The organism is Micromonospora sp. NPDC020750 (assembly GCF_044334565.1).
Classification (GTDB): Bacteria; Actinomycetota; Actinomycetes; order Mycobacteriales; family Micromonosporaceae; genus Micromonospora.
This window is the reverse complement of the sequence record NZ_JBIRTH010000011.1, coordinates 133,605-159,595: the sequence shown is the minus strand read 5'-3', so window position 1 is coordinate 159,595 and position 25,991 is coordinate 133,605. Positions and strand designations below refer to the sequence as shown.

At 76.6% G+C, this 25,991-nt stretch carries 2 protein-coding genes; both read right to left on the bottom strand.

Features of this window, described 5'->3' with window-relative positions; genetic code table 11:
• Positions 1–7 precede the first annotated feature (7 nt).
• Positions 8–11,182 carry a type I polyketide synthase gene (locus tag ACH4T9_RS28065; protein ID WP_396674135.1) on the bottom strand — a complete coding sequence of 3,725 codons (11,175 nt, stop codon included), beginning with the start codon at positions 11,180–11,182 and terminating at the stop codon, positions 8–10.
• Between the two features lie 45 nt (positions 11,183–11,227).
• Entirely contained in the window at positions 11,228–25,972 is a 14,745-nt protein-coding gene (locus ACH4T9_RS28060; protein WP_396674167.1) for a type I polyketide synthase, read from the bottom strand.
• Between the last annotated feature and the right edge of the window lie 19 nt (positions 25,973–25,991).

The window sequence follows — 25,991 nt, the reverse complement described above, 5'->3', positions numbered from 1 at the left end:
CGGCTGGTCACGACGTCTCCAGCTCGCGGTCGATCAGGTCGAAGATGTTCTCGGCGGTGGCCGACTCCAGGTCGTCGTCGCCGTCCGCCTCCGACTGCCGCTCGGCCAGCCGGTCCAGCAGGCCGTGCAGCCGGTCGGTGATCCGGCGGAACTCGTCGTCGGCCGGGTCGAGGCCGGCGAGCGCCGCCTCGAGGCGGTCGAGTTCCCGCCCGGCCACCGCCGAGGTGTCCGCCGCGCCGGCCGGGGCGAACTGCCCGGCGAGGTGCGCGGCGAGCGCCGCCGGCGTCGGGTTGTCGAAGACCAGCGTCGCGGGCAGTCGCAGCCCGGTGGCCGCGCCGAGCCGGTTGCGCAGCTCGACCGCGGTGAGCGAGTCGAAGCCGAGTTCCCGGAACGCGCGGGTCGGCTCGATGCCGGCCGGGTCGCCGTGGCCGAGGACCACGGCCACGTGTGACAGCACCAGGTCGCGCAGGGCGCGTACCCGCTTGTCGTCGGAGAGGCCGGCCAGGGTCGCGGCGAACGCCTGCCCGTCGGCGGCCTCACCGGCGGCGGCCCGGCGGCCGGCGGCGCGGACCAGGCCGGCCAGCAGCGGGTGGACGGGCGCGCCCGGCGCCGCCACCCCGGTGCTGATCTTCGCCGGCATGAGGACGGGGCGTTCGGACCGCCAGCCGGCGTCGAACAGGGCGAGGGCCTCGTCGTTGGACAGGGCGGCCATGCCGCCCCGGTCGAGCCGGCGGATGTCGGCGGCGTCGAGGTGCCCGGTCATGCCGCTGGCCTGCGCCCACCGGCCCCAGGCGAGGGCCACGGCCGGCAGGCCGAGGGCCCGGCGGTGCTCGGCGAGGGCGTCGAGGAACGCGTTGCCGGCGGCGTAGTTGCCCTGCCCCGGGCCGCCGAACACGCCTGCGGCGGCGGAGAACAGCACGAACGCGGTCAGTTCGTGGCCGAGGGTGGCCCGGTGCAGGTTCCAGGCCGCGTCGACCTTCGGCCGCAGCACCGCGTCGAGCCGGTCGGGGGTGAGCGACTCGACGGTGGCGTCGTCGAGAACCCCGGCGGCGTGCACGACGGCCCGCAGCGGCTGCCGGGCGTCCACCATGGACAGCACGTCGGCGACGGCGTCCGGGTCGGCCAGGTCGGCGGCGACGATCGACACGTCCGCGCCGAGCGCCTTGAGGTCGGCCAGCAGCTCGTCGGCACCCTCGGCGTCGGGGCCGCGCCGGCTGACCAGGAGGAGCTGCCGGGCGTCGTGCGCGGTGACCAGGTGCCGGCAGAGCAGCGCGCCGAGGGTGCCGGTGGCACCGGAGACCAGGACCGTGCCGTCGAGCCGGGGCGGCTGCGGGATGCTCAGGGCGAGCTTGCCGACCTGCCGGGCCTGGCTCAGGAAGCGGAACGCCTCCGGGGCCCGCCGCACGTCCCAGGTGCGCCGGGGCAGCGGGCGCAGCGCGCCGGTGCCGAAGAGCGCCATCAGCTCGCCGAGCATCCGGCCGATGGCGTCCGGCCCGGCCTCGATGAGGTCGAAGACCTGGTAGTCGACGCCGGGGTGGGCCTCGGCGACCCGCTGCGGGTCCCGCTTGTCGGTCTTGCCCATCTCGACGAACCGGCCGCCGGGGCCGAGCAGCCGCAGGGACGCGTCGACGAACTCGCCGCTGAGCGCGTTGAGCACCACGTCGACGCCCCGCCCACCGGTGCGGTCGCGGAACTCCTCGGCGAAGTCGAGGGTGCGGGAGGAGGCGAGGTGCGCGTCGTCGAGGCCGGTGGCGCGCAGCGCCGGCCACTTGCCGGGGCTGGCCGTGCCGTAGACCTCCGCGCCGAGGTGGCGGGCGATCTGCACGGCGGCCATCCCGACGCCGCCGGCCGCGGCGTGCACCAACACGGACTCCCCCGCCGCCAGCCGGGCCAGCTCGACCAGGCCGTACCAGGCGGTCAGGAACACCACGGGCACGGCGGCGGCCTCGGCGTACGACCAGTCGTCGGGGATGCGGGTGAGCAGGCGGCGGTCGGTGGCCGCGACGGAGGAGAACGACCCGGAGAAGATGCCCATCACCCGGTCGCCCGGGGTGAGGTCGGTGACCCCCGGCCCGACGTCGAGCACCACGCCGGCCCCCTCGTTGCCCAGCACCTCCTGGTCGGGGACCATGCCGAGGGCCAGCACCACGTCGCGGAAGTTCAGGCCGGAGGCGCGCATCGCGACGAGGACGTGGCCGGCCGGCAGGTCACCCTGCGCCGGGGCGGGCAGCAGGGCCAGGTTTTCCAGCGTGCCCTTCTCGGTGACGTCGAGCCGCCACGGCGTGCCGTCGGCGGGCAGCGGCAGCGCCCCGGCGTCGCGGGCCCGGACCAGCCGGGGCGCCAGCGGCGCGCCGTCGCGGACGGCGAGCTGCGGCACGCCGGAGGCGACGGCCGCCGGGACGGCCACGAGGGAGGCGGCGGCGCCGTCGGTGTCGAGCAGCGTGAACCGACCCGGGTGCTCGGACTGGGCCGACCGGACCAGCCCCCACACGGCGGCGCCGGCCAGGTCGCGGGGGGCCTCGCCGGGGGCCGCGCCGACCGCGCCGGCGGTGTGCAGGACCAGCCGGGACTGCTCCAGCCGGGGCTCGCCGAGCCACGCCTGCACCAGCGCGAGGGCGCCCCGGGCGGCGTCGTGCGCGGCCTCGGCCGCCCGCGCCGGGTCCGCGTCGGCCCCCAGGTCGACCACCACGTCGGGTACGTCCCCGGAGCGCTCGATCGCGGCGACCAGCGCCGCCAGGTCGGGGTGGCCGTCGACGGGATGCCCGGCGGCGGTCAGCGCGCCGCCGAGGCCGGGGGTGTCGTCGCCGAGCAGCGCCCAGCGGGTCGTCCCCGCCGTCGCGTCGGCGGGCGGCAGCGGCATCCAGTCCAGGTGGAACAGCGCGTTGCGGCGCAGCGCGGCGGCCTCGTCGGCGCGGCCGGCGGCGACCGGGCGGAAGGTCAGCGACTCGACGGTGGCGACCGGCTGGCCGGCGGTGTCGGCGAGGGTGACCGCGACGGTGTCCGGGCCCAGCGACCGCATCCGCACCCGCAGCCGGGTCGCGCCGTGGGCGTGCAGGCCGACGGCCCGGAAGGCGAACGGCATCCAGCCGGTGCCGGCGGCGGCGTCCTCGCCCAGTAGGGCGGTGAGCCCGCTGGCCTGTAGGGCCGCGTCGAACAGGGCCGGGTGCAGCCCGAACCGGGACGCCTCGGCAGCGGCGGAGTCGGGCAGCGCCACCTCGGCGTAGACCTCGTCGGCGCCGCGCCACACCCGGCGCAGGCCCCGGAAGGCGGGGCCGTAGCCGAGACCCCCCTCGGCCATCCGCGCGTACCAGGCGTCGAGGTCGGCGTCGACCTCGACCGCGTCGGCCGGAGGCCACTGCCCCGCGACGACCACCGGGGCGGGAAGCTGCGGGAGCAGCAGGCCCTCGGCGTGCCGGGTCCACTCGCCGGAGCCGTCGTCCTCGGGCCGGGAGTGCACGGTGACGACCCGCTCGCCGGCGTCGCTCGGCGCGCCGACGCGCACCTGCACCTGCACGGCGCCGCCGGGCGGGAGCACGAGTGGGCTGATCAGCGTCAGGTCGCCCACGTGTCCGGCGTCGACCTCGTCGCCGGCCCGGACCACCATGTCGACGACGCCGGTGCCGGGGACGATCACCGCCCCGCCGACGGCGTGGTCGGCCAGCCACGGGTGGGTACGCACCGACAGCCGGCCGGTGAGCACCACCGTCTGGTCCTCGGCGACGGGGATCGCCGCGCTGAGCAGCGGGTGGCCGGCGTCCTGGAGGCCGGCGGAGCCGACGTCCCGAACCCGGTGGGCGGGCGGGTCCAGCCAGTACCGGTCCCGGTCGAAGGCGTAGGTGGGCAGGTCGACGGTCGCCGTGGCGGCGAGGACCTTCGTGAGGTCGACGGGCAGGCCGATGGCGTGCGCGGTCGCCAGGTTCGTCAGCAACCGGGTCGCGTCGTCGTCGCCCCGACGCAGGCTGCCCAGGGTGTGCCCGGTGGTACCGGTGTCGTCGAGGATCGCCGTCACCGGCATCGTCAGCACGGGGTGCGGGCTGATCTCCACGAAGGCGCGGTGACCGGCGGCGATCGCCACCCGGATCGCGGCGTCGAACTGCACGGTCTGCCGCAGGTTGTCGTACCAGTAGTCCGCGCCCATGGAAACCGGGTCCACCCAGTCCCCGGTCAACGTCGACACCAACCGGACATCGCCGGCCCGCGGAGTCACGCCGGCCAGGTCGGCGCGCAACCGCTCGGCGACCTCCTGCACCGACACCGAATGCGACGCATAGTCCACCGGAATCAACCGGGCCCGGATGCCGTCATCGGTACACGCCTGCACAAGGTCCGCCACCGGCTGCGGCGGGCCGGACACCACCACCGTGGCCGGGCCGTTCACCGCCGCGACGCCCACACCCGGGAAGGCCGGCAGCCGCTCGGCGACCGCCTGCGCGGACAGGTCCACCGACGCCATCGCCCCCGTACCCCGCAACACCGCCAGAGCACGCGAACGCAACGCCACCGTCTTCGCCGCATCGTCCAGGGACAGAATCCCGGCCACGCAGGCAGCGCCGATCTCACCCTGCGAATGCCCGATCACCGCCGCCGGGACCACACCCGCGCGCTGCCAGACGGCCGCCAGGGCGATGCCGACGGCCCACAGCACCGGCTGCACCACCTCGACCCGGTCCAACCACGACTCGTCCCCACCCGTCAACACCGCGACGAGATCCACATCGAGGAACGGGGCCAACGCACGCTGGCACTCCGCCAACCGCGCGTCGAACACCGGCGTCCGACCGACCAGACCCGCCGCCATCCGCGCCGACTGCGCACCCTGACCCGGGAACACGAACACCGGACCCGCGCCGTGCGACGCGGCCACACCCGTCACCACGCCGGCGGCCGGCAGGCCGCCCGCGAGTGCGTCCAGGCCCGCCAGCAGCTCCTCGACGGTCGACCCGACGACCGACGACCGACGGTCGAACGTGGACCGGGTCGTGGCGAGGGACCACGCCACGGCGGCGGCGTCGAGTTCACCGCGTCCCCGGAGGTGTGCGGCGAGGCGTGCGGCCTGACCGGCGAGGGCCGCCCCGGACCGGGCCGACACCGGCCACACCGTCACGTCCGCGCCGACCAGGCCCGGGGCCACGGCGACGACGTCCGGGTCGGCGGGCTCGTCGGCCTGCTCGATGATGATGTGCGCGTTGGTGCCGGACATGCCGAACGACGACACCGCCGCCCGCCGCGCCCGGCCCGTCTCCGGCCATGGCGTGGTCTCGGTGACGAGGGCGACCGCCCCGGCCGTCCAGTCGATGTGCGACGACGGCGCGTCGACGTGCAGCGTCGCGGGTACGGTCCCGTGGCGCATCGCCTGCACCATCTTGATGATTCCGGCGACGCCGGCAGCGGCCTGGGTGTGGCCGATGTTCGACTTGATGGACCCGAGCAGCAGCGGCGCGGCGTCGCCCCGCTCCTGGCCGTAAGTGGCCAGCAGCGCCTGCGCCTCGATCGGGTCGCCCAGCGTCGTACCGGTGCCGTGCGCCTCCACCACGTCCACGTCCGCCGTGGACAGCCCCGCCGACGCGAGGGCCTGCCGGACCACCCGCTGCTGCGACGGGCCGTTCGGCGCGGTGAGGCCGTTGGACGCGCCGTCGGAGTTGACCGCGCTGCCGCGCACGATCGCCAGCACGTGATGCCCGTTGCGGCGGGCGTCGGACAGCCGCTCCACCAGCAGCACGCCGACGCCCTCACCCCAGCCGGTGCCGTCGGCCGCCTCCGCGAACGGCTTGCAGCGGCCGTCGGCGGCGAGGGCCCGCTGGCGGGAGAACTCGGCGAACGTGCCGGGGGTGGTCATCACGGTGACGCCGCCGGCCAGGGCGAGGTCGCACTCGCCGCGCCGCAGGGCCTGCACCGCCAGGTGCAACGCCACGAGGGACGACGAACACGCCGTGTCCACCGACACCGCCGGCCCCTCCAACCCCAACGCATACGCCACCCGACCCGACACCACACTCGCCGCATTCCCCGTCCCCGCGAACCCCTCCACCTCATCCGCAGAAACCATCAACAGGGCCCCATAGTCCTGACCATTCGTCCCCACGAACACCCCTGTTCGCGAACCCCGCAACCCCCCCGGATCAACCCCTGCCCGCTCCACCACCTCCCACGACGCCTCCAACAACAACCGCTGCTGCGGATCCATCGCGGAGGCTTCCCGGGGCGAGATGCCGAAGAAGGCCGCATCGAAGTCCGCCGCGTCGTACAGGAAGCCGCCCTGGTCGGAGTACGTGGTGCCGGGGTGCGCCGGGTCGGGGTCGTAGAGGCGGTCGAGGTCCCAGCCGCGGTTGGTGGGGAAGTCGCCGATGGCGTCGACGCCGTCGGCGACGAGCCGCCACAACCGGTCCGGATCGTCGGCCCCGCCCGGGTAGCGGCAGGACATGGCGACGATGGCGATCGGCTCGTCGTCGTCCACGGTGGTGGCGGCGGCGGTCGGGGCCGGCGCGTCGGCGACGCCGAACAGGCCGGTGAGCAGGTGGCGGGCCAGCACGACCGGGGTGGGATGGTCGAAGACGAGGGTGGTGGGCAGCGCCTGCCCGGTGGCGGCCACCAGCCGGTTGCGCAGTTCCACAGCGGTCAGCGAGTCGAAGCCGAGGTCCCGGAACGCCGTGCCGGCCGGGACGGCGGCGGCCCCGCCGTCGTGGCCGAGAACGTCGGCGGCCAGTTCCCGGACCAGGTCGGTGACGGTCTCCTCGCGCCGGGCGGCGGTCAGCCCGGTCAGCCGGCGGCGCAGGGTCGCCGCAGGGCCCTCGTCGCCGTCGTCGACGGGCGCGCCGCCGTCGAGGGCGGCCCGCGCCTCCGGTACGCCGTCGAGCAGCGGCCGTCGCCGCGCCGACGCGTACGCGGGGGCGAAGCGGGACCAGTCGACGTCGGCGACGGTGACGGCGACGTCGTCGTGGTCGAGGGCCTGTTGCAGGGCGCCCATCGCCACGGCGGGGTCCATCGCGGGCAGGCCACGGCGGCGCAGCCCCTGGTCGGAGTCGGCGTCGTGCATGCCGCCGTCGGCCCACGGGCCCCAGGCGACGGCGGTGCCGGCCCGGCCGTCGGCGCGCCGCTGCTGCACGAGCGCGTCGAGGTACGCGTTGCCGGCCGCGTAGCCGGCCTGCCCGGCGCTGCCCCAGGTCGCGGCGATGGACGAGTAGACGAGGAAGGCGTCGAGCTCCCGGTCGGCGAGCAGGTCGTGCAGGTGGGTGGCCCCGGCGGTCTTGCCTGCGGTCACCTCGGCCAGTTCGGCCGGGGTGATGGCGGCCAGCGGGGTGGCCTGGGCGATGCCGGCGGTGTGCACGACGACGCGGACGGGCGGGCCGTCGGCCTCGATCCGGTCGAGCAGGCCGGCGAGGGCGGCGCGGTCGGCGATGTCGCAGGCGGCCACGGTGACCCGGGTGCCGAGGGCGGTCAGCTCGGCCTCCAGCTCGGCGGCGCCGGGGGCGGCGGGTCCGCGCCGGCTGGCCAGCACCACGTGTCCGGCGCCGGCGGCGGCGAGCCAGCGGGCGGCGCGGGCGCCGAGCCCGCCGGTGCCGCCGGTGATCAGCGCGGTGCCGGTGGGCGTGAACCGGCGTACCGGGGGGCGGTCGCCGACGGCGGCGCGGACCAGGCGGCGGGCGAAGACGCCGGGGCCGCGTACGGCGAGCTGGTCTTCGCCGCCCGCGCCGGTGAGGATCGCGGCGAGCCGGCCGGCGGCGCGGTCGTCGGGTTGGGTCGGCAGGTCGACCAGGCCGCCCCAGCGGTGCGGGGCCTCGACGCCGACGACCCGGCCGAGGCCCCAGATCGCGGCCTGCGTGGGGTCGGCGAGCCGGTCGTACGAGGCGGCGGCGACGGCCCCCCGGGTGACCAGCCACAGCGGGGCGTCGATACCGGCGTCGCCGAGCGCCTGGACGAGGGTGAGGGTGGCGGGCAGGCCGGGCAGGGCGGCCCGGGCGGCGGTCGGCGGTTCCCAGGTGAGCAGGGAGACCACCCCGGCGACGTCGGCGCCGGCGAGGGCGGCGGCGAGGGCGGCCCGGTCGGCGTCGGGGGCGACGGTCAGCGGCAGCGGTTCGGCTCCGGCGGCGGCGAGCGCGGCCCGGACGGTCCGGACGGCCGGGTCGTCGTCCGCGCCGGCGGGCAGGGCGAGCAGCCAGGAGCCGGTGAGCCGGCCGGCGGCCGGTTCGGCGGTGACCTGCCAGTCGGCCCGGTAGCGCCAGCCGTCGAGCAGCGAGTGTTCCTGCCGCTGCCGCCGCCAGTCGGCGAGGACGGGCAGTAGGGTGCGCAGGGACTCGGCGGCGGCCTCGTCGTCGTTGACGGCCAGGGTGTCGCGCAGGGCGTCCAGGTCGGCCCGTTCGACGGCGTCCCAGAAGCGCCGGTCGAGCAGCCCGGTCGCGGTGGCGGCCGGGTCGGCCGGTTCCTCGGCCGGCACCCAGTAGTGCTGCTGCTCGAACGGGTAGGTGGGTAGGCCGACGAGGCGACCGGGCCGGTCGGCGAGCAGGTCCGCCCAGGCCACGGGCGTGCCGGCGACGTGCAGCCGGGCGAGCGCGCCGAGCAGGGCGCGGCGTTGTGGGCGGTCCCGGCGCAGCACCGGCACGACCACGGCGGGTACGGCGTCGGGGGCCGCCTCGACGGCGGCGAGCGTCTCCTCGACGGCGGCGGTGAGGACGGCGTCGGGGCCGATCTCGACGAACGTGCCGACGCCGTGGGCCCGCAGGGCGCGGACGCCGTCGGCGAACCGGACGGCCTCGCGGACGTGCCGCACCCAGTACCCGGGGGTGCGCAGCTGAGCCGGGTCGGCCAGCTCGCCGGTCAGGTTGGACACGATCGGCAGGGTGGGGGCGCGCAGGTCGAGGCGCGCGGCGACGGCGGCGAACTCGGCGAGCATCGGCTCCATCAGGGGGCTGTGGAAGGCGTGGCTGACCCGCAGCCGGCGGACCTTCACCCCCCGCCCGGTCCAGAGTTCGGCCAGCCCGTCGACGGCCGGGCCGGCGCCGGAGACGACGACGGAGGCGGGCCCGTTGACGGCGGCGACGGCGACCCGGTCGGTCAGCCCCTCCAGGGAGGCGGCGACGTCGGCCTCGGCGGCGGCGACGGCGAGCATCGCCCCGCCGGCCGGGAGGGCCTGCATGAGCCGGCCCCGGGCCGCGACCAGGGCGGCGGCGTCGGCGAGGGTGAGCACGCCGGCCACGTGGGCGGCGGTGATCTCACCGATCGAGTGCCCGGCGACCAGGTCGGGGGCCAGCCCCCAGGAGCCGAGCAGCCGGTGCAGCGCCACCTCGACGGCGAAGAGCCCGGCCTGGGTGAACACGGTCTGGTCGAGCAGCGCCGCGTCGTCGGTGCCGGGCGGAGCGTTCAGGACGGGCTTCAGCGGCCGGGGCAGGTGCGGGTCGAGGTGGGCGCAGGCCTCGTCGAGCGCCGCCGCGAAGACGGGGTACGCCTCGGCCAGCTCGCGGCCCATGCCGGCGCGCTGGGCGCCCTGGCCGGAGTACAGGAACGCGACGGCGCCACGGTCGGCGGCGGCGCCGGTGACCAGGCCGGGGGCGGGCCGGTCGTCGGCGAGGGCGGTCAGGGCGGTGAGCAGGCCGGCGGAGTCGTCGGCGAGGACGACCGCGCGGTGCTCCAGGGGGGACCGGGACACCGCCGAGGTCCAGGCGACGTCGGCGGGGCGCGGGCCGGCGTCGGCGGCGAGGTGGGCGGCCCAGCGCTCGGCCTGGCGGCGCAGCCCGGTGCGGGTACGGCCGGTGAGCAGCACCGGCGCGGGGCCGGGCGGTTCGGGCCGCTCGTCGGTGGCGGCGGGCTCCTCGGGCTGTTCGAGGATGAGGTGGGTGTTGGTGCCGGACATCCCGAACGAGGACACGGCCGCCCGGCGGGGCCGGTCCACGGCCGGCCACCGGGTCGCCTCGGTGACCAGGGTGACCGCGCCGGCGGACCAGTCGACGTGCGGGGTGGGCTCGTCGACGTGCAGGGTGGCGGGCACGGTCCCGTGCCGCATGGCCAGCACCATCTTGATCACCCCGGCGATGCCGGCGGCGGCCTGGGTGTGGCCGATGTTCGACTTGATCGAGCCGAGCAGCAGGGGCGCGGCGTCACCCCGCTCCTGCCCGTACGTGGCCAGCAGCGCCTGCGCCTCGATCGGGTCGCCGAGGACGGTGCCGGTGCCGTGCGCCTCGACCACGTCCACGTCGGCCGTGGACAGTCGCGCGCCGGCCAGGGCCTGGCCGATCACCCGCTGCTGGGAGGGCCCGTTGGGGGCGGTGAGCCCGTTGGACGCGCCGTCCTGGTTGACGGCGGAGCCCCGGATCACCGCGAGGACGGGGTGGCCGTTGCGGCGGGCGTCGCTGAGGCGTTCCAGCAGCAGCATGCCGACGCCCTCGGACCAGCCGGTGCCGTCGGCGGCCCCGGCGAACGACTTGCACCGACCGTCGGCGGCCAGCCCGCGCTGCCGGGAGAACTCGACGAACGGGCCGGGGGTGGCCAGCACGGTCGCGCCGCCGGCCAGGGCGAGGCCGCACTCGCGCTGGCGCAGCGCCTGGCAGGCGAGGTGGATGGCGACGGACGCCGACGAGCAGGCGGTGTCCACGGTGATCGTGGGGCCCTCGAGGCCGAACGTGTACGCCAGCCGCCCGGAGACGACGCTGGCGGCGGTGCCGGTGAGCACGTACCCCTCGACGCCGGGGGCGCGGTGCAGCACGGCGGCGTAGTCCTGGCCGGAGGTGCCGACGAACACGCCGGAGCGGCTGCCGCGCAGGGACAGCGGGGCGATGCCGGCCCGTTCGAACAGCTCCCAGGTGACCTCCAGCAGCAGCCGCTGCTGGGGGTCCATGGCGACGGCCTCGCGGGGGGAGACGCCGAACAGGGCGGCGTCGAACTTCCCCGCGTCGTGCAGGAACCCGCCGGAGCTGGTGGTCGAGGTGCCGGGCCGGTCGGGGTCGGGGTGTTGGAGGCGGTCCAGGTCCCAGCCCCGGTCGGTGGGGAAGCCGCCGATGGCGTCCCCGCCGGTGGAGACGAACGACCACAGGTCCTCCGGCGAGGCGATGCCGCCCGGGTAGCGGCAGCTCATCGCGACGATCGCCACCGGCTCGGACTCCTCGGCGGTGACCTCGCGCAGCCGTTGGCGGGTCTGCTGCAGCTCGGCGACGACCCGCGTCAGGTATTCGCGCAGCCGCTCTTCGTCCGCCATGACTTCTCGCTTTCTCGTGACACCCACAGGTCCGTGCCGGGCGGGTCAGGACAGCCCGAGGTCCTGGTCGATGAGGTCGAACAGCTCCTGGTTGCTGGCCACCCGCAGCCGGTCCGCGACCTCGGCGGTCTCCTCCCGGGGCGGCTCGGCGGCGCCGAGCCGTTCGAGGAGGTGGTGCAGCCGCAGGGTGATCCGGACCCGGCCGGTGTCGTCCGGGTCGCGCCGGGCCAGGGCGCTCTCCAACTGGTCGAGTTCGGCCAGGGTCGGCAGCGCCTCCACCGACGCCTCGCTGAGCAGTTCGGACCGCAGGTGTTCGGCCAGGGCCAGCGGGGTCGGGTAGTCGAAGACCACCGAGCTGGGCGGGTTCAGCCCGGTCAGCCGGGCCAGCTTCCCGCGCAGCTCCACGGCGGTCAGCGAGTCGAAGCCGAGGTCCCGGAAGGGCCGGGTGCTCTCCACCGCGTACGGGCTGTCGTGGCCGATGACCTCGCCGGCGGCGGTGCGGATCAGGTCGACCAGCACCCGGTTCTGTTCGGCCTGGGTCAGCTCGCCGAGCCGCTTACGCAGTTCGGTGGCGACCTGGTCGCCGTCGGAGGCGTCCGCCCGGTCGGCGGCGGCCTGGGCGGCCACCTCGGCGAGGTCGCCGATCAGCGGGCGGGGGCGGGCGGAGGCGAAGACGGGCGCGAACCGGTCCCAGTCGACGTCGGCGACGGTGAGGACGGCGTCGTCGCCCTCGATGCCGGCGCGCAGGGCGGCCATCGCCGGCTCCCGGTCGAGCAGGGACACCCCGCGCCGGCTCATCGCGGCGGCGTGCGCGTCGGTCACCATGCCGCCGCCGGCCCACGGCCCCCAGTTGACGGACAGCACCCGGGCGCCGGAGGCGGGCCGGGACTGCGCGAACGCGTCCAGGAAGGCGTTGCCGGCGGCGTACGCGCCGTGGTCGCCGACGCCCCAGACGGCCGCGATGGACGAGAAGTGCACGACCAGTTCCAGCGGCCCGGGGTCGAGGAGTTCGTCGAGGTGCCGGGCGCCGGCGATCTTGCCGGACACCACGTCGGCGAGTTCCGCCCCGCTGACCACGGCGATCGGGTTGAGCCGGCCCACCCCGGCGGCGTGCACCAGCGCCTGCACGGTCTCGCCTTCGGCGCGCAGGCCGGCCACGAGGGCCGCGACCGCGTCCCGGTCGGCCAGGTCGCAGGCCAGGACGCGGGCCTGCGCGCCGAGCGCGGCCAGCTCCGCCACCGCCTCGTCGGCGCCGGGGGCGTCGGGGCCGCGCCGGCTGACCAGCAGCAGCCGGCGCGCGCCGTGCCGGGCGAGCCACCCGGCGGCGTACCGGCCGACGGCTCCGGTGCCGCCGGTGACCAGGACGGTGCCGGGCGGCTGCCAGCCGGGGCCGCCCGTCCGCTCGGGGCGCGGCGCGCGGGCGAGCCGCCGCAGGTACGCCCCGGCGGGGCGGACGGCGATCTGGTCCTCGCCTCCGGCGCCGGTCAGCGCCGCGAGGACGTGCTCGGCGGCGGCGTCGTCCAGGCCGGCCGGCAGGTCCAGCAGGCCACCCCAGTGCCGGGGGTGTTCCAGCGCGGCGACCAGGCCGAGCCCCCAGGTGGTGGCCTGGGCGGGGTTGGCGACCGGGTCGTCGGCGCCGGTGCCGACGGCCTGCCGGGTGAGCAGCCACAGCGGCGTCGGGGGCAGTGCGTCGGTGACGGCCTGGATCAGGGCGAGGTTCGCGGTCAGGCCGACGGGTACGGCCGGCCGGTCGGGGTGGGGCCGCTCGTCGAGGGCGAGCAGGGAGACGACCCGGGTCGGCGGTACGCCGTCGAGCAGCCCGGCGAGGGTGGCGCGGTCGGCCGTGTCCGGGTCGACGGGGAGCAGCCGGGGGGTGCCGCCGCGGGCGGCGACGAGCGCGGCGAGCCGGTCGGCGACGTCCTGGCCGGCGGCGGTGTGCACCAGCGTCCAGTCGCCGCCGGCGGCCCCGGCGGCGAGCGGCTGGGGCCGCCAGGTAACCCGGTACCGCCAGCCGTCGACCAGGGTGTCCTCCCGCTGCTGGCGACGCCAGGCGGCGAGGTCCGGCAGCAGGTCGCGCAGTGGCCGGTCCGGGTCCACGCCGAGCCGGCCGGCGAGCGCGTCGCCGTCGCCGTCCACCACGGCCCGCCAGAACGCGGAGTCGGTGTCGTCGCCGGCCGGGCCGGGGGCGTCGGCCGGGGCGGCGTGCAGGGTGGGCCAGAACCGTTGGTGCGCGAACGCGTACGTGGGCAGGTCCACCGGGCCGGTGCCGGGCAGCAGCGCCGGCCAGCGCACGGCGGTGCCCTGGCAGTGCAGCCGGGCGAGGGCGCCGAGCAGGGTGGACACCTCGTCCTGGCCGGGCCGCTGCACGCCGGTGACGGTGACCGGCGCGTCGGCGGGGAGCGCGTCGGCGGTCAGGGCGGTGAGCACCGTGTCGGGGCCGACCTCCAGGAACCGGGTCACCCCGTGGGAGTGCAGGTGGGTGACGGTGTCGGCGAACCGGACGGCCTCCCGGACGTGCCGGACCCAGTAGTCGGGGCTGCACAGCTCGTCGGCGTCGACGACCGTGCCGGTCAGGTTCGACACGACGGGCACGGCCGGCGGGGCGTACGCGAGGGTCGCGACGACGGCCGCGAACTCGGCGAGCATCGGCTCCATCAGCGGGCTGTGGAAGGCGTGGCTGACCCGCAGCCGCTTGGTCCGCACGCCGAGGGCGGTGAAGTGGTCGGCCAGCTCGGTCAGCGCGTCGAGTTCCCCGGCCACGACGACGGCGGCCGGCCCGTTGACGGCGGCCACGGCCACCCGACCGGCGTACCCGGTGAGGGCCTGGGCGACGTCGACCTCGGCCGCCGCGACGGCGAGCATGCCGCCGCCGGCGGGCAGCGCCTGCATGAGCCGGCCCCGGTTGCCGACGAGCGCGCAGGCGTCCGGCAGGGTCAGCACCCCGGCGACGTGCGCGGCGACGATCTCGCCGACGGAGTGGCCGGCCACGAAGTCGGGTCGGATCCCCCAGTGTTCGAGGAGGCGGTACAGCGCCACCTCGACGGCGAACAGCCCGGCCTGGGTGAACACGGTCTGGTCGAGCAGGTCGGCGTCGGCGGTGCCGGGCTGGGCGTTCAGGACCGGGCGCAGCGGCCGGGGCAGGTACGCGTCGAGGTGCTGGCACGCCTCGTCCACGGCGCGGGCGAAGACGTCGAAGGTGTCGTACAGCCGGCGGCCCATCCCGGCGTGCTGGGCGCCCTGCCCGGAGAACAGCACCGCGAGGGCCCCGCCGGTCTCGGCGACGCCCCGGGTGAGGCCGGGGTGGTCCTGCCCGGCGGCGAGGGCGCGCAGCCCGGCGAGGGCGGCGTCCCGGTCGGCGGCGAGCAGCACCGCGCGGTGCCGCAGCGGGGAGCGGCCGGTGGCCAGTCCCCGGGCGACGTCAGCGTCGGGGGCGGGGTGCCCCGGCAGCCAGTCGGCGAGCCGGGCGGCCTGGTCGCGCAGGCTCTCCGCGCCGTCGGCGGTGACGACCCAGGGCAGCACCGGCGGCCCGGCGGCGGGCCGGGCGGTGGGCGCGGGCGGTTCGGCGGGGGCCTGTTCGAGGATGACGTGCACGTTGGTGCCGCTGACCCCGAACGACGACACGCCGGCGCGGCGGGGCCGGTCCACCGCTGGCCACGGCTGCGGCTCGGTGAGCAGGGCGACCGCGCCGGCGGACCAGTCGACGTGCGGGGAGGGCTCGTCCACGTGCAGCGTGGGCGGCAGCAGGTCGTGCCGCATCGCCATGATCATCTTGATCACCCCGGAGACGCCGGCGGCGGCCTGGGTGTGACCGATGTTCGACTTCACCGAGCCGAGCCACAGCGGCCGGTCCGCCGGCCGGTCCCGCCCGTACGTGGCGAGCAGCGCCTGCGCCTCGATCGGGTCGCCGAGCCGGGTGCCGGTGCCGTGCCCGTCGACGACGTCCACGTCGGCGCCGGCGAGCCGGGCGTTGGCCAGGGCCTGCCGGATGACCCGCTCCTGGGCGGGGCCGTTGGGCGCGGTCAGCCCGTTGCTGGCGCCGTCCTGGTTCATCGCGGAGCCGCGGACCACGGCGAGGATGCGGCGGCCGTCGCGCTGGGCGTCGGAGAGGCGCTGGAGCAGCACCAGGCCGACGCCCTCGCCCCAGCCGGTGCCGTCGGCGGCCCCGGCGAACGACTTGCACCGGCCGTCGAGGGCCAGCCCTCGCTGGCGGGCGAACTCCAGGAACGGGCCGGGGGTGGCCATCACCGTGACGCCGCCGGCGACGGCGAGGTCACACTCGCCCTGCCGCAGCGACTGGCAGGCCAGGTGCAGCGCCACCAGGGAGGACGAGCAGGCGGTGTCGACGCTGACGGCGGGGCCCTGCAACCCGAAGTGGTACGCCAGCCGGCCGCTGATGACGGCGGCGGCGTTGCCGGTGGCCTGGTAGCCCTCGGTCTCGACCCGCGCGGCGAGCAGCAGGGTCGCGTAGTCCTGCCCGTTGGTGCCGACGAACACGCCGGTGCCGGTCTCCCGCAGGTCGGCGGGGGCGGTGCCGGACCGCTCGAACAGCTCCCAGGCACTCTCCAGCAGCAGCCGCTGCTGCGGGTCCATCACCAGCGCCTCGCGCGGGGAGATGCCGAACAGGGCGGCGTCGAAGCCGGTGGCGTCGGCGAGGAAGCCGCCCTCCCGCACGTATGAGGTACCGGGCCGGTCCGGGTCGGGGTGGTAGATGGCGTCCAGGTCCCAGCCCCGGTCGGCGGGGAACTCGGCGATGCCGTCGCGGCCCTCGCTGACCAGCCGCCACAGGTCCTCGGGGCTGGCGACCCCGCCGGGGAACCGGCAGCTCATCGAGACGACGGCGATCGGCTCGTCGAGGGCGGTGGCGGCCCGCACGGGCGCGACCGCCGGGGTGTCGTCGCCGGTGAGCCGGTCGGCCAGGTGGTCGGCCAACGCGCCGGGCGTCGGGCGGTCGAACACCAGCGTCGCCGGCAGGGTCTCACCGACGGCCTCGGCGAGCCGGTTGCGCATCTCGACGGCGCTGAGCGAGTCGAAGCCGATCTCCCGGAACGACCGGTCCGCGGCGAGGGCCTCCGCCGACGGCAGCCGGAGCACCGCCGCGGCGTGCACCCGGACCAGGTCCAGCAGGACCCGGCGGCGGTCCGGCGCGGCGAGCCCGGCGAGGCGGGCGCGTAGCGGCGAGTGGGCGGCCGGGGCGTCGCCGGCCGGGGCGGCGGCGAGCAGCCGCGCCACCTCCGGCACGTCCCCGATCAGCGGCCGGGGGCGGGCCAGCGTGTAGGTGTGCAGGAAGCGGTCCCAGGCGATGTCCGCGACGGTGAGCGTGGTCTCGTCGTGGGCGAGCGCGTCGGCCAGCACGGACACCGCGAGGTCGGGGCGCATCGCCCGGACGCCGGAGCGGAACATCTGGTCCGCGGCGCCCTCGGCGTCGACCATGCCGCCGCCGTCCCAGGCGCCCCAGGCGACGGCGGTGCCCGGCCGGCCCCGGCGGCGGCGGTCCTCGGCGAACGCGTCGAGGAACGCGTTGCCGGCGGCGTAGCCGCCCTGGTGCCCGCCGCCCCAGACGCCCGCGCCGGAGGAGAACAGCACGAACGCCGTCAGGTCGTCGCCGAACACCTCGTCGAGGTGCACCGCGCCGGACACCTTGGCCCGCAGGGCATCCGCCAGCTCCGCCGGGCCGAGGGCCGCGACGGGTCCGGCGTGGGCCACCCCGGCGGTGTGGAACACGGCGTCGACGCGGACGCCCTGCGCGGCTAGTTCGACGGCGAGCGCCCGCAACGCCTCGGCGTCGGCGACGTCGCAGGCGGCGACGGTGACGGCGGCACCGGCCGCGCCGAGTTCCGCCGCCAGCTCGGCGGCACCGGGGGTGGCCGGGCCCTGGCGGCCGGTCAGCACCAGCCGGGCTGCGCCCTCCCGGGCCAGCCAGCGGGCCACCTGCGCGCCGATCGAGCCGAGGCCGCCGGTGACCAGGACGGTGCCGCCCCGGGGACGCCAGCCGTCGGCCGGGGCGCGGTCGGAGCGGGCCCGGACGAGCCGGCGGGCGAACACCCCGGACGGGCGCAGCGCGAGCTGGTCCTCTGCGTCGACGCCGGCCAGCACCGCCACGAGCCGGGCCCGGTCCCGCGGGTCCAGCTCGGCGGGCAGGTCCACCAGGCCGCCCCAACGGTCGGGGTGTTCCAGGGCGACCACCCGGCCGAGGCCCCAGACAGTCGCCTGGCCGGGGCGGTCGAGCGGGTCCGCCCGGCCGGTGCAGACGGCTCCGGTGCTGGCGCACCACAGCGGGGCGTCGATTCCGGCGTCGCCGAGGGCCTGGACGAGGGCGACCGTGCCGGCGAGGCCGGCGGGCAGCACGGGCTGCTCCGGGTGCGGGTCGTCGTCGAGCGCGAGCAGGGAGAGCACTCCGCCGACCGGCGCGGCGTCCCCGGTGGCCCGCCCGAGCTGGTCGGCCAGCGCCGCCCGGTCCGGGTCGGCCACGGGGACCTGGACGACGTCCGCGCCGCCCTCGGCGAGGGCCGTGTCGGCGGCGGCGACCAGCGGATGGTCGGCCCGCGCGGCCGGCACCACCAGCAGCCAACGGCCGGACAGGACCGCGTCGGCGGGGGTGGGCAGCGGCTTCCAGGTCACCCGGTACCGCCAGGCGTCCACGGTGGACTCGTCGTGGCGGCGACGCCGCCAGTCCGAGAGCAGCGGCAGCGCCGGGTCGAGGGACCGGGCGTCCGCCTCGTCGATCCGCATGGCGGCGGCCAGCGCCCGCGGGTCGGCCTGTTCCACGGCCGCCCAGAACTGCCGGTCCGTGTCGTCCCCACCGGCCGTGCCGGTCGGGGTCGCGGCCTGCGGCCAGTACCGCTGCCGCTGGAAGGCGTAGGTGGGCAGCTCCACGGCCGGGCCGGTGCGGGCGCCGAGGATCGCCGCCCAGTCCACGGGCACGCCGTGCACGTGCAGCTCGGCGAGGGCGGTGACGAGTTCCGGCCAGCCGGGGGCGGCGCCGGCGTCCACCACGACGGCGTCGTGCCCGGCGTCGGCCACGGTGCGCCGGAGGACGGCGGCGAGCACCGGGCCCGGGGCCACCTCCAGGAAGACCTGATGTCCCGCGTCGAGCAGGGCCCGCACGACGCCCTCGTTGTCGGCGTCGGCGCGCAGGCCCCGGTACCAGTCGGCGGCGTCGAGGCCTGCGGTGTCGACCTGTCCCCCGGTGGACGCGGAGTGCACCGGCACCTCGGCCGCCCGGAGGGTGATCCCGGCCAGTTCGGCCGTCGGGTCGGCCGGATCGGCGGGGCCGTCGGCGGCCGGGGGCCTGCTGCCGAGGGCGATCACCTTCGCGGCGTCCGCCAGCGACAGCGCCCCGGCCACGCAGGCCGCCGCGACCTCGCCCGCACCGTGTCCGAGCACGGCGGCGGGTCGTACGCCGAGGGAACGCCACAGCCGGGCCAGCGCAACCGTCACGGCCCACCGGGTGGGCTCCGCCACCCCGGGGCGGGTCGGCGACGGGGCGTCGTCGGTGCCGCGCAGCACGGCGGTGAGCGACCAGTCGACCCAGGGGGCGAGGGCCACCTCGCACTCGGCGACGGATTCGGCGAAGACGATCGACCGGTCCAGCAGGTCGGTCACCGCGCCGGCCCGCTGCTCCGCGTCGCCGGGTAGGACGAGGACGGGGTCTGCGCCGCGCAGCGCCGCGCCGGTGACCGCCGTCGGGGCGTCCTCGCCGAGCCGGAACGCGTCCAGCGCCCGCAGCAGGCCGGCGGTGTCCCGGCCGAGCAGCACGGCGCGGTGCGGGAACGCGGCCCGGGTGGTGACCAGGGCGTGCGCGACGTCCACCGGCTCGATCTCCGGGTGCGCCGCCAGGTGCTCGCGCAGCCGGGCAGCCTGTTCCCGCAGCGCCGGGCCGTCGGCAGCGGACAGCACGAGGGGTACGACGCCGGTACGCGGTGCCGCGACCCTCCTGCCCTCGACGACGGGGGCGGACGGCTGCTCGATGATGACGTGCGCGTTGGTGCCAGAGATCCCGAACGAGGAGACGGCAGCCCGACGCGGCCGGTTCACCGCCGGCCACGGCGTCGCCTCGGTGGCCAGGGTGACCGCACCCGCCGTCCAGTCGATGTGCGGAGACGGCTCGTCGACATGCAACGTCGCCGGCACCACACCGTGCCGCATCGCCATGATCATCTTGATGATGCCCGCCACACCCGCCGCAGCCTGGGTGTGACCGATGTTCGACTTCACCGACCCGAGCAGCAACGGCCGATCCGCCTGCCGGTCCTGCCCATAGGTGGCGAGCAACGCCTGCGCCTCGATCGGATCGCCCAACGTCGTGCCCGTGCCGTGCGCCTCCACCGCGTCCACATCAGTCGTCGCCAGGCGCGCGTTGGCCAACGCCTGCCGGATCACCCGCTGCTGCGACGGACCATTCGGCGCGGTGAGCCCGTTCGACGCACCGTCCTGATTCACCGCCGTACCCCTGACGACGGCCAGGATGTTCCGACCCTCACGCTGCGCGTCCGACAGCCGCTGCACCAGCAGCACGCCGACGCCCTCCGACCAGCCCGTGCCATCGGCGGCAGCAGCGAACGACTTACACCGACCGTCCTGCGACAGACCACGCTGACGCGAGAACTCGATGAACGTCCCCGGCGTCGCCATCACCGTCACACCACCAGCAAGAGCCAGATCACACTCACCCGACCGCAACGCCTGAACCGCCAGGTGCAACGCCACCAACGACGACGAGCAGGCGGTATCCACCGTCACCGCCGGCCCCTCCAGGCCGAACGTGTAGGCCACCCGACCCGAGAGGACGCTGCCGGAGTTGCCGGTGCCGATGTACCCCTCGACCTCGCCCGGCACATCCATCAGCACGGAGGCGTAGTCGTGGTACATCACGCCCGCGAACACACCGGTCCGACTGCCCCGAACCCGCTGTGGGTCGACGCCCGCCGACTCGAACGACTCCCACGACGCCTCCAACAGCAACCGCTGCTGCGGATCCATCGCCAACGCCTCACGCGGGCTGATGCCGAAGAAGCCGGGATCGAACTCGGCCGCCCCGTACAGGAACCCGCCGTGCCGGGTGTAGGAGCTGCCCGGCCGGTCCGGGTCAGGGTCGAACAGTGTCTCCAGGTCCCAGCCCCGGTCTGCCGGGAACTCCCCGATCCCGTCCCCTCCCCCGGCCAGCAACGCCCACAGCTGCTCCGGCGTCTCCACCCCGCCCGGGTACCGGCACGCCATGCCCACGATCGCGATCGGCTCGTCGAGGCCGGTGCCGGTCGTCCGCGCGCTTGACGCGGCGACGGCACTGCGGGCCCCGGCAAGTTCGTCATGTACGTGGGCGGCCAGCGCCTGCGGGGTCGGGTAGTCGAACACCAGCGTCGAGGGCAGCCGCAGGCCGCTGGCCCCGTTCACCCGGTTGCGCAGGTCCACCGCCGTCAGCGAGTCGAACCCGAGTTCCCGGAACGCCCGGTCGGCCGGCACCGACTCCGCCCCACCATGCCCGAGCACCTGTGCGACGAGACCCCGGATCAGCACGTCGATCTGGGCGCGGGCCTCCTCGGGGGCCAGGCCGGCGATTCGGGTCGCCCAGGTGGCCCCCTGTCCCGCCTGGCGGCGGGTGGTGGTCACCCCGACCAGGGTGCGCAGCATCGGCGGCACCATGCCGGTGCCGGCCGAGGCCCGCAGGGCGGCCACGTCGATCACGGCCGGCACGAGGGCCGCCCGGTCCCCCGCGACCGCCGCGTCGAACAGCGCCAGGCCGGTCCCGGCGCTCATCGCGGCGAGGCTACCCCTGGTCGTCGACCGGGTCCGCTCGGCCTCGCCGAGGGACGCCGCCATCCCGGGGGTGTCCCACATGCCCCACGCCAGCGACACCGCCGGCAGGCCCGCCTGCCGCCGGTGCACCGCGAGGGCGTCCAGGAACGCGTTGCCGGCCGCGTACGCCGCCTGACCAGGCGAACCCAACACCCCGGCCACCGACGAGAACAACACGAACAGATCCAGGTCCAGACCCGCCGTCGCCTCGTGCAGCCACCAACCCGCCGACACCTTCGGCGCCAACACCCCCGCCAACCGCTCCGCACTGATCCCCGACACCACACCGTCGTCGAGCACGCCTGCCGTGTGCACCACACCCGCCAACCGGCCCACCGAAACGACCTCGGCGACCAGCCCGAACACCTGCTCCCGGTCCGTCACATCACACGCCACCACCCGAGCCGACGCTCCCAGCCCCGCCAACCGCCCCACCAACTCGGCCGCTCCTGCAGCGTCAGGGCCACGACGCGACACCAGCACCAACGACCGCACCCCGTGCGCCACCACCAGGTGCTCCGCGACGAGGGCGCCCAGCGAGCCGGTGCCGCCGGTCACCAGCACCGTGCCCTCACCCACCACGGGTGACGGGTCCGGCACGGACGCGCGTACCAGGCGCGGAGCGAGGACCTCGCCGGCCCGGACCGCGACCTGGCCGCCGGTGGCGAGCGGTTCGTCCGCCACCCGGGCGAGCAGGCCCAGCACCGCCGTATCCGCGTCGGCGTCGACATCCGCGAGGACGATCCGACCCGGATGCTCCGACTGCGCCGACCGCAGCAGGCCCCACACCGCCGCACCCGCCAGGTCCGTCATCACGTCGCCGTCCCGAGCCGCCACCGCACCCCGGGTCACCACGACCAGTCTCGACTCCGCGAGGGCATCGGCGGCCAGCCAGGACCGCACGACGGCCAGCACGCCGGACGTGACCGCCCGCACCGCGTCGGGGACCGCCGCGCCGGGGGCACCGGCGGGCACCGGCAGCACCAACGCGGGCGGCACCGCCGTACCCGCCGCGACCGCGTCCACCACCGCGGCCACATCCGGGTACGAGACCAGCCCGCCCCGGACCGCCAGCTCACCGGCCAGCCCGGCAGCACCCTCACCGCCGACCAGCCCGGCAACACCCTCGCCGCCGGCCAGCCCGGCAACACCCTCGCCGCCGACACTGTGGAGCTGCCCCGGCTGCGCTACCAGCAGCGCCCACCCGGCCGCATCGCCGGCGGAAACGACCTCCTCCGCCCGCCACGCCACCTCGAACAACGACCGGGCGGCCGGGTTCGGGGCGGTCACCCCGGTCATCTCCCGCAGCACGAGCGAGTCGACGGAGACGACGGCCGCGCCCGAGGAGTCCACTGCGACCAGCCGTACCCCGGAGCCCTCGCGGGTCAGCCGCACCCGCAGCAGCGACGCCCCCGAGGCGTGCACCTGCACGCCGGAGAACGCGAACGGCACCCGGGGCGCGGTCGACTCCTCGAACAGCAGCGCGATCGGGTGCAGGGCGGCGTCCGACAGCGCCGGGTGCACCCCGAACGCCGCCGCGTCGCCCGCCGCCTGTTCAGGCAGGGCCACTTCGGCGAACACCTCGCCCCCGGCCGTCCAGAGCCGCCGCAGGCCCTGGAACACCGGCCCGTACGCCAGACCCCGCTCCGCCACGGTCGGATACCAGCCGGCGAGGTCCACCTCGGACGCGCCGGCCGGCGGCCATTCGGCCAGCACCGGTTCGTCGGCCGACACCGGCTCCAGCGTGCCCTCGGCGTGCCGGACCCACTCGGGGTCGGCGTCCTCCTCCGGCTGGGAGTGCACGGTCACCGACCGCAGGCCGGACGCGTCGGCCGCGCCGACGCGCACCTGCACCCGCACCCCACCCGACGCGGGCAACACCAACGGCGCCGCCACCGTCAACTCCCGCACCCGCGACGCACCCACCTCGTCACCGGCCCGCACCGCCAACTCCACCAACGCCGTACCCGGCACCACCACCGAACCGGCAACCACATGATCGGCCAACCACCCGTGCGTCGACACCGACAACCGACCGGTCAGCACCACCATGTCCTCGCCGGCCACCGACACGGCGGCGGCGAGCAGCGGATGCCCGGCCGCGCCGAGGCCGGCCCCGGAGACGTCCGTCCACCGGCCGGCGGGCTCCAGCCAGTACCGCTTGTGCTCGAAGGCGTACGTGGGCAGGTCGACCCGCTCGCCGCCGCCGGCGAGGAGGCGGGTCCAGTCGACGGCCAGGCCGTGGACGTGCAGCTGGGCGAGGGCCTCCAGGGCGGCCTGCGGCTCGGGCCGGTCGTGCCGGGACACCGCGACCAGCAGGGGCGCGGGCTCGTCGCCGGGCCGGTCGGCGAGGCAGCCCTGCGCCATGGCGGTGAGCACGCCGCCCGGGCCCAGCTCCAGGTAGGTGCCGACCTCCTCGGCGTGCAGACTGTTGACGGCGTCGGCGAAACGCACGGCGCCCCGGACGTGCCGCACCCAGTACCGGGGGTCGCGGAGCTGCTCCGGCTCGGCGAGCCGGCCGGTCAGGTTGGACACCACCGGGATCGTCGGCGGGTGGTAGGTCAGCGTGTCCGCGACGGCCGCGAACTCCGCCAGCATCGGGTCCATCCGGACGCTGTGGAAGGCGTGGCTGACCCGCAGTCGGCGGGTCGGGGCTCCCCGCTCGGACCACACCCGCTGGAGTTCGTCGAGGGCGTCGACGTCCCCGGCGACCACGACGGCGGTGGGGCCGTTCACGGCGGCGACGTCGAGGCGGTCGGCCAGCCCAGCCAGGCTCGCGGCGACCGCGGCCTCGTCGGCGCCCACCGCGAGCATGCCGCCGCCGGCGGGCAGCGCCTGCATGAGCCGACCCCGCGCCGCCACCAGGGCGCACGCGTCGGCCAGGGAGAACACCCCGGCGACGTGCGCGGCGGCGATCTCCCCGATGGAGTGCCCGGCGACGAAGTCCGGGGTGAGGCCGAACGACTCAACGAGGCGGAACAGGGCCACCTCGACGGCGAACAGGCCGGCCTGGGTGAACACGGTCTGGTCCAGCAGCTCCGCCTCGGGCGTGCCCGGCGAGGCGAACATGACCTCCCGCAGCGGGCGCGGCAGCAGCGGGTCCAGGTGCCCGCACGCCTCGTCCAGGGCGGCGGCGAACACCGGGAACGCGGCGGCCAGCTCGCGACCCATGCCGGGGCGCTGGGCGCCCTGGCCGGAGAAGAGGAACGCCACCCGGCCGCGCGGGGACGCCGACCCGGTGGTGACGGTGCCGTCCGGCTCCCCGTCGGCGAGGGCGCGCAGCCCGGCGATCAGGTCGGCGGGGCCCTCGGCCAGGACGACGGCCCGGTGTTCGAGGCCGGAGCGGCTGATCGAGGAGACGGCGACGTCCACCGGTCGGGGGGCGACGCCTCGGCCGCGGGCTGCGGGGGCGACGGCGACGCCGGGTGCGGGGGTCACGGCGACTTCGGCTACGCCGTCGGCGGCGGCGAGGTGGTCGGCCCACCGGGCGGCCTGCCCGGCGAGCGCCTCGGCGGTGCGGGCGGAGAGCAGCACCGGGGCCAGCGGCAGCGCCACCGGCCCGCCGGCCGGGGCGGCGTCGGCGGGCGGGGCGTCGTCGGCCGGGGCCTGCTCCAGGATGACGTGGGCGTTCGTACCGCTGATGCCGAAGGACGACACGGCGGCCCGGCGCGGCCGGTCGGACGCCGGCCACGGGCGGGCCTCGGTCAGCAGCGAGACCTGGCCGGCGGTCCAGTCGATGTGCGGGGACGGCTCGTCGACGTGCAGGGTGCGCGGCATCGAGCCGTGCCGGATCGCCTCGATCATCTTGATCAGGCCGGCGGCGCCCGCCGCCGCCTGGGTGTGGCCGAGGTTCGACTTGATCGAGCCGAGCCAGAGCGGCCCGCCTTCACCCCGGTCCTGCCCGTACGTGGCGAGCAGCGCCTGCGCCTCGATCGGGTCGCCGAGGGTGGTGCCGGTGCCGTGCGCCTCGACCACGTCCACGTCCGCCGGGGAGAGCCGGGCGTTGGCCAGGGCCTGCCGGATCACCCGCTCCTGGGAGGGGCCGTTGGGGGCGGTGAGGCCGCTGGACGCGCCGTCCTGGTTCACGGCGCTGCCGCGCACGACGGCGAGGATCCGGCGGCCGTCGCGGCGGGCGTCGGAGAGCCGCTGGAGCAGCAGCACGCCGACGCCCTCGGACCAGCCGGTCCCGTCGGCCGCGGCGGCGAACGACTTGCACCGCCCGTCCGAGGCGAGGCCGCGCTGCCGGGAGAAGTCGGCGAAGGTGCCCGGGGTGGACATCACGGTCACGCCGCCGGCCAGCGCGAAGTCGCAGTCGCGCTGGCGCAGCGCCTGAACGGCGAGGTGCACCGCCACCAGCGACGACGAGCAGGCGGTGTCGACGGTGACCGCCGGCCCCTCCCACCCGAAGGTGTACGCCACCCGGCCGGAGACGACGCTGCCGGAGTTGCCGGTGCCGATGTACCCCTCGACGCCGTCGGGCAGGTCCAGCACCCGGGACGCGTAGTCGTGGTACATCACCCCGGCGAAGACGCCGGTGCGGCTGCCGCGCAGCCGCTGCGGGTCGAGGTCGGCGTGCTCGATCGCCTCCCAGGAGGTCTCCAGCAGCAGCCGCTGGTGCGGGTCCATGGCCAGCGCCTCGCGGGGGCTGATGCCGAAGAAGCCCGGGTCGAACTGCGCCGCGTCGTAGAGGAACCCGCCCTGGCTGGTGTACGAGGTGCCCGGGTTGTCCGGGTCGACGTGGAACAGCCGCTCCAGGTCCCAGCCCCGGTCGGTGGGGAAGTCCCCGACCCCGTCGCCGCCGGAGTCGACCAGGTCCCATAGCTCCGCCGGGCTGGACACCCCGCCCGGGAACCGGCACGCCATCCCGATGACGGCCATCGGCTCGCGGTCCTTGGCCTCCACCTCACGCACCCGCCGACGGGCGTCGCGCAGGTCGGCGGTCGCACGCCGGAGGTAGTCGAGGAACTCAGCCTCAGTGGGCATCGGGCCACTCCGTATCGGGAATCGGGGTGCGGAA

Bases quoted from the DNA above. Each gene is read 5' to 3' on its own strand.
- ACH4T9_RS28065 (WP_396674135.1), bottom strand. From the start codon at position 11,182: ATGGCGGACGAAGAGCGGCTGCGCGAATACCTGACGCGGGTCGTCGCC.